At 43.4% G+C, this 267-nt stretch carries 1 protein-coding gene; it reads right to left on the minus strand.

Going from position 1 to position 267, the window contains the following annotated elements:
• On the minus strand, window positions 1-267 hold a 267-nt coding region (locus GBN19_RS15640; RefSeq protein ID WP_171494515.1), incomplete at both ends, for a transposase domain-containing protein.

Consider the following 267-nt stretch of genomic DNA (forward strand, 5'->3'; position numbering starts at 1 on the left):
CTTGTGTATGTGGCATAGACCAGACAATACCATCAACTGCACATATACGAAGACCATGAAAATCTGAATGTTGTTGCTGTGAATCTTGAAACCATGCTTGGCTAAGCGTGGAAAACAGTGCCTGCAAAGGTTCTAAACCTAAACGTTGTCGAGCTTGCACAGATGCACTGGGAACACAATATTGCGTTGTACCAAAGACAAGTTGCAACTGTTGAACAACATACCAAATGGGTTGATCTCGAAATAGGGCAAGACCAATCACCAGCC

The organism is Acinetobacter brisouii (assembly GCF_008993995.1).
Lineage (GTDB): Bacteria > Pseudomonadota > Gammaproteobacteria > Pseudomonadales > Moraxellaceae > Acinetobacter > Acinetobacter brisouii_A.